The following is a 5,723-nucleotide window of genomic DNA, read 5'->3' as shown; positions in this document are numbered from 1 at the left end:
GCCGCCATTATCAAGATAAAACTGCCTTCCCAAAGCTAACTGGACAGGCTCCTAGGATGAAGCAGATGACTTTACATTTCCCGGAAGAGCTCTTCTTGACCAGTCTCGAACGCGCTGTGTCTCCTGTGGCAGAAAGCCGAGCTTCACGCCGCTCATTTCGAGCACTCGTCTGATCCAGCCACACTCCCCAGTACTGGCAGGTGTGAGCATCTATGCACTCGACTAACATGCCCTCCGTAGAATGCGTCATTCCCAAATGACCGGGATTGAGCGCTTAGTGTGTTGCGGTATGGAGATGCAATGAGTCAGGATGTCATGTTGATCGCGCCTAATGCGCCTGTCATCGAAGCCATGCATTTTGCACAAGCAAGGACACTGTCTATTTCACTCGTCACATTTGTCGATCCCCCTTGTCTCAAGGTAGAGGACTTCAAAGGCCCATTTTCCGCGCTCACCATAGGCGGCGCGATCGCCTCGAACGAGGTTTGTAGTGCACGTCGACAGACCTCAGCACCGGCGGTAATGTCTAGCTTGGAGCCCTGTATCACAGGTCCGGTGTGGCTGCAGCTAGCTATCATGCGCGCACGGGCGGCAATGCGATGTCTTGGCCTGCGGGGCTCGATCATCCCGTCGAGCGACGAGGCTCGAAATTCAAAGCCCCGCAACAGAGCTCGCGGTCGACGTCGAACGTTTGAAAGCCGTCGCCGGGCAGTTGAACGTCAAAATGCGCGATTTCATGCCGAGATTACTGCAACCAAGAGAGGTTCCGGCCTGGTCTAGATGAGATCCGCGTCATGGTTCGGTTATTGTCCTCGCGGTTATCGCCGTCTGATGCTCGATAATGAGCCGCGAGCGCCTCCTTGATGTCCAGTTTGGTATTCGAATCTGCAGCCGTCAGCCGAAATCGAGCATAATACGCAATCTTGCTCAGCGAAAGCCAATTACAAAACTGTGGCGAGCAACTGATCCGCTTGCATTAATGTACCTATCGAGACAACGCGATGATCAGATACCAGACCGAACATTTGAGCTTGGTGCCTCCGCAACCTCAGCACGAGGCGGAGTTGCTGAAATTGCACAACGATCCGCTGGTCCAGAAGATGATCTTCAATGATGTACCGCAGACCAGTGAGGACGTGCGCATGTGGCTCGATTGGTTTTTCGTCCAGTGGCGCAAAAATGGCTACGGCGACTGGATGGTTTACGAAGCGACGAACGATGGCCCTACTTTCATCGGCCGCTGCGGCCTGCGCGACTATGAGAGCACAGATAGCCTCGAACTCGCCATCGCACTTTGCGAGTATGGCAGAGGACGAGGTCTAAACGTGGAAGCCAGCCACTTTGCCATTAGGCATGCGCTGGGCAACTCGACGAAATCAAGAGTTGTTGCTCTCATTAAGCCTGGGAATGCACGATCGGAGTCGGGAGCAAGGAAGCTAGGTCTGCGTTACGTCGACGACCGTTGGCACAATGGCAAATTTTTGCGATATTACGAAATGACCCGCGAGGAGTATTTTTCCCGCTACGCCCCTGGGTCGCAGAAAAAGCGACATTGTTGAGGGCTCCACACGTGCGGCAGGTCCCTTATCTCGCCCAGTCTACATGCGGGGATCGGAGTTTCGAATGAACTTGGGCGAGCGTCATGTCTTCGTTAGATATATAATCAAAGCCCTAGTTTCCGATACTCAAGTGGGCCCTGTCCACCAACACATGATCGAGGATACGAGCGCCGGCGACTTCTCGCCGGCGCTCGACTATCCAGCTTTGTGAGCCGCGTGCTCGCGGAGGGCGACTGATGATTGCTTCGGATGGCAGACGAAATTTGATGCAATCTGGATTAGACACCACGACGTTGTCACGCTTGCCTAGGAAGCATCCTTTCGGGTTCGCGCCCAGACTTTCGGAACGTCCCCCACTCTCATGAGGTTCGACGATCCTCTGTTCAAATCGTCAAAGTGATGTCACCGAAGTTCGAAAGAAGACCTTCAGAAGGCGCTTTCGGATTCCAACGTGTCGCGGCACTACGCCAAGCAGAGCGCATTGGCCGCGCTTGCGCGTGACTAGCCTTCGACACCACTCCAACGCTCACCGCATCCGTTTTCTGAGTGACCTTGCCCCCATATGTGGAACGGCCCGCGTGGCAAGAGCTTTTTCAGTCGATTTCACACATTGGGACGGTGCGGTCATATGTCCGGCCTTTGCGCGCGGCACATGGCCGCTGGCCTCGATGAGATCCGCGGAACGAGGAGCTAAATCAAGTTTACGCGCTTGAGCGCATTGGGGGCAGTAGCTTCACTCGTTTCGGGATTTCGCCCATGGTTCATCGGCTGTTGTTGCACCTTGCCCTCTGCCGGCCTACGCCGGTCAGATCGTTTTGGCGGTCACTGCGTCCATCAGATGGCGACCGCAGCAATCGCCAGTGGGTCTGGACGCCGATAAGTTCCGCCCTTGTTCAGAAGCGCCCAGATGATCCGCGCCGTCTTATTGGCCTGCGCGACCGCTGCAACCTTGAAGGGCCGTCTGGCGTGGAGCGCCTTCAGCCACGGCCGCGCCCCAGCGTCGTTTCGGGCGACCCGCAAGACGGCTGTTGTCCCGACGACGAGGAGAGCGCGGAGTTCCGGATTTCCCATCTTCGATATTCGTCCCAGCCGCTCTTTGCCTCCGCTTGAATGTCAATCGGCGTTCAAATTTGACGGGGGCGCATTGCCTCATCATGAATGTTACTGGACAAGTTCCCGCCAATGACTGGGGCGACGTCACCGAATCGGGTCGGTGTCGTCGATGGCGGGAAGGATCAGCATGGGCGCGCGGCGCGAGGTGGTGTCGGCGGTAATGGAGCGTTACCGGTCGGCCAAGCGGGCGGAGAAGGGAGGCATCCTCGACGCGCTGTGCGCGACGACGGGCTGGCATCGCGAGCATGCGGTGCGCGCACTCCGGCAACACGAGATCGGCGATGTCGGGGCACTGCGAGCGCGCAGGCGCAGATACGGCGCGACGATCAAGGATGCGCTGACGGCGCTGTGGGAGGCGTCGGATCGGGTATGTGGCAAGCGGCTCAAGGTGATGATCCCAACCTTGCTGCCGGCCCTCGAGCAACATGGCCGATTGAAGCTTGGCCAGGCGGATCGTGATGGTGTTCTCGCCATCAGCGCCGCAACCATCGACCGCCTGCTCGGCGATGTGAAGATCGCGGCGAGCGGCGGCAAGCGCCGACGTGCCGGCTTTTATTCGGCAATCCGGCGCGAGGTTCCGATCCGCACGTTCAATGACTGGAATAGCCCGCCGCCCGGCTTCTGCGAAGTCGACATGGTAGCCCATGGCGGCACGTCTGTGGCAGGCTCGTTCATCCAGACGCTGACGATGGTCGACGTCGCCACAGGCTGGACCGAGTGCCTGCCGTTGGTGACGCGCGATGGCTCGCTGGTTGTCGAGGCGATGAAACACGCACAGAGCCTGTTCCCCTGGCTTTTGCGCGGCGTGGACTTCGACAACGACAGCGCGTTCATGAACGATGTCGTCGTGCCATGGTGCCGCCAACAGAAGCTCGAGGTGACACGCTCGCGTGCCTATAAGAAGAACGATCAGGCGTTCGTTGAGCAGAAGAACGGCGCCGTCGTGCGCCGCCTGATGGGCTATGGCCGCTTCGACGGCCTCGAAACGGCGCGCGTGATGGGTCGCCTTTATGCGGCGGCACGGCTCTACGTCAACTTCTTTCAGCCGTCGTTCAAGCTGAAGGAGAAGCGCCGCGAAGGGGCGAAAGTGATCAAGCGCTATCACGCTCCGTTGACGCCCTATCAGCGCGCGCTGGCTCATCCCAAGCTGGCTGCGGCCGTGAAGAAACGGCTACGCGATCAGTATCGTTTGCTCGATCCTATCGCGCTCTTGGCCGAGATCCGCGCAACACAGGAGGAACTCGGCAATCGTGTCGATCGTCGTGCCGGACAGGCGCGCGGCCTGCAACGCGCCTGCACAAGCACCGCGCCGGCGTCCGCTGCCACTTTTGCGAAGACGCTCGGCAAGGCGGTGAAAGTCGGCGAGCCGCGTGCCACGCACCGGCGACCTCATCGGCCTTATAAGACGCGGATTCGCATGCCATCCAAGCTCGACCCGCACATTGCCACCATCCAGGACTGGCTTGCTGCGCAGCCGCAATTGACTGCACTCGCCATTGTTGGCCGGCTGAGGGAGAAAAACCCCGAGGAGTTCGGGACGAGACAGCATTCGATCGTGCAGCGTCTGCTGAGGGCGCTTCGGAGGAAGGCCGCCGAGCAGCTGGTTGCTCAGGAGCCGCTCGGCGACGCCAGGACCGTTGCTTCATTGCCCGGGTCTGTGGACGGCTCGGGCTATGTAGGGCCCGACCCGCCCACAGTCCCTCCTACCGAGCCAGCCTGGACAACCATAACCGACCAGTCGACATCGGATCGTCAACAGCGACGGCACTATCAGGGTAACATTCGCAGATGAGGCAATACGGGGGTCAATATTGCAGGCCGAATGACATCGTCTCCAAGCCCTTCACACCGCGCAAATAGCCAACATATGCGGCAATCAGAGTGGCGTCGCGATCTACTGTTAGAGGTAGGACTGGAATGGAAAATCGCTCCGGCGCCAGCCGTCGCGCGTGCTCGATCGCAGTTGCGGCAGCAATGCGGGGAGATGCGGTTGGAAAGCCCTGAAGAAAGAGATCAATGACTTCTTGTGTGATCGGCTCGGTTGCTGAGACCCCGGCAGCGAACTCGCTGAACCGAGCAAGGCGACTAATATAAAGCTTGGCTGAGGCCCTCTTATATCCAAGTTGGAAGAAATGCGCCGCGATGCGGTCCATCTCTTGGCCGAGAGCCCCGCTGCGGAGCCTCCTGAGCACTCCACGATAGGCAAAGTAGAAATCAAGCATGCCGCTCCCCCCAGTCTGGCGCGCAGGGACATCCTGCGCCAACTGGGAAGGCATCAAATATTATGTGGCGGCGAACCCGCAGACTTCGTTGAACGCAAAGGCCCAAGGGGCCCCGCCGCCACATAATCCGTCCCGCCACATATGTGCGGGTCGCGTCTGAAGGCTTCCTGCACCAGCAAGGCCAGCGAGTTCATGCCGCGCCGCATATCGGTGTGGCCGGTCGCAATCCACACCCGTACGCCCGACGCAATGGGGATCACCGCGGCCGTCCATCAGCCAGTGCCGCGACCGCGGCCTTTAGCGTCCCCGCGTCCACCGTGCCCGTGATCCGCATCCGAACCCCGGCCGTGAACTCGATTTCGATCGCGCCGCCGCCGGCCGGCCCGACTGGACCACGCGTCGCCCCCAATTCCGCGACCACCATCGCCGGTACGAAGCCCGTTTGATGGGCGGCATCCTTCGGCTCGGGGCGAAACGACCGTCGCCATCGAGCAGCAATGAGCGCGAGATGCCGTATCGCCGCGCTGTCGATGAGACGGACCGTGGGTTCTGCAAGCTCTCCAAAACGATCTTGAGCTTCTCATCCTCGGACCAGCGCCGCCGCCGGCCTGTGTCCACCACTTCCAGCCGTTCAACTGGGCACTGCGCCTATCACTGTCCATAAGGACAGTTCTCAACAACGCGTCTCAATCGGCAAGGCGGCCTTCACCGGCTTTCAATTACCCATAAGGTTGACCACTCGGGCTGATCCGCTGATCGGCGAAATCTAGAATCGAAAGAATCACTTGTGATTCCTTTCTGAGCACCTGATTCGCGAGGGGGTGCTCTA

Annotated in this window: 5 protein-coding genes and 1 pseudogene; 2 read left to right on the top strand and 4 right to left on the bottom strand. The window is 59.3% G+C overall.

Annotation, left to right across the window (positions count from 1 at the left end; translation table 11 throughout):
• Positions 1-1,001 precede the first annotated feature (1,001 nt).
• A complete protein-coding gene (locus KJQ96_RS37900) occupies positions 1,002-1,559 on the top strand; it encodes a GNAT family N-acetyltransferase (protein WP_213291094.1) in 558 nt (185 codons plus the stop codon).
• An 834-nt stretch (positions 1,560-2,393) separates the two neighbouring features.
• On the opposite strand, the pseudogene KJQ96_RS37895 reads toward KJQ96_RS37900, so the two are convergent.
• A pseudogene (locus tag KJQ96_RS37895) lies at positions 2,394-2,672 on the bottom strand (transposase); the annotation flags it as partial.
• 109 nt (positions 2,673-2,781) lie between these two features.
• Here KJQ96_RS37895 and KJQ96_RS37890 point away from each other — a divergent pair.
• On the top strand, positions 2,782-4,464 hold the full coding sequence (locus KJQ96_RS37890) for a DDE-type integrase/transposase/recombinase (RefSeq protein ID WP_249735053.1): 1,683 nt from the start codon (positions 2,782-2,784) through the stop codon (positions 4,462-4,464).
• Between the two features lie 13 nt (positions 4,465-4,477).
• On the opposite strand, the gene KJQ96_RS37885 is transcribed toward KJQ96_RS37890, so the two are convergent.
• The 3 genes from KJQ96_RS37885 to KJQ96_RS42510 all read right to left on the bottom strand — a co-directional run bounded on the left by KJQ96_RS37885 (position 4,478) and on the right by KJQ96_RS42510 (position 5,512).
• Positions 4,478-4,894, bottom strand: a complete 417-nt coding sequence (locus KJQ96_RS37885; protein WP_213291093.1) for a hypothetical protein — start codon at positions 4,892-4,894, stop codon at positions 4,478-4,480.
• 53 nt (positions 4,895-4,947) lie between these two features.
• Positions 4,948-5,127 carry an IS66 family insertion sequence element accessory protein TnpB gene (gene tnpB, locus KJQ96_RS42515; RefSeq protein WP_375293268.1) on the bottom strand — a complete coding sequence of 60 codons (180 nt, stop codon included), beginning with the start codon at positions 5,125-5,127 and terminating at the stop codon, positions 4,948-4,950.
• A 64-nt stretch (positions 5,128-5,191) separates the two neighbouring features.
• On the bottom strand, positions 5,192-5,512 hold the full coding sequence (locus KJQ96_RS42510) for a transposase (RefSeq protein ID WP_375293267.1): 321 nt from the start codon (positions 5,510-5,512) through the stop codon (positions 5,192-5,194).
• Positions 5,513-5,723: the final 211 nt, after the last annotated feature.

The sequence above is a fragment of the Bradyrhizobium sp. sGM-13 genome, from assembly GCF_018398875.1.
Lineage (GTDB): Bacteria > Pseudomonadota > Alphaproteobacteria > Rhizobiales > Xanthobacteraceae > Bradyrhizobium.
Note: the sequence above shows the minus strand (reverse complement) of the source record. Positions and strands in the feature narration are given on the sequence as shown.

Coding starts and splice junctions, on each gene's coding strand:
- KJQ96_RS37900 (WP_213291094.1), top strand. CDS start 1,002: ATGATCAGATACCAGACCGAACATTTGAGCTTGGTGCCTCCGCAACCT.
- KJQ96_RS37890 (WP_249735053.1), top strand. CDS start 2,782: ATGGCGGGAAGGATCAGCATGGGCGCGCGGCGCGAGGTGGTGTCGGCG.
- KJQ96_RS37885 (WP_213291093.1), bottom strand. CDS start 4,894: ATGCTTGATTTCTACTTTGCCTATCGTGGAGTGCTCAGGAGGCTCCGC.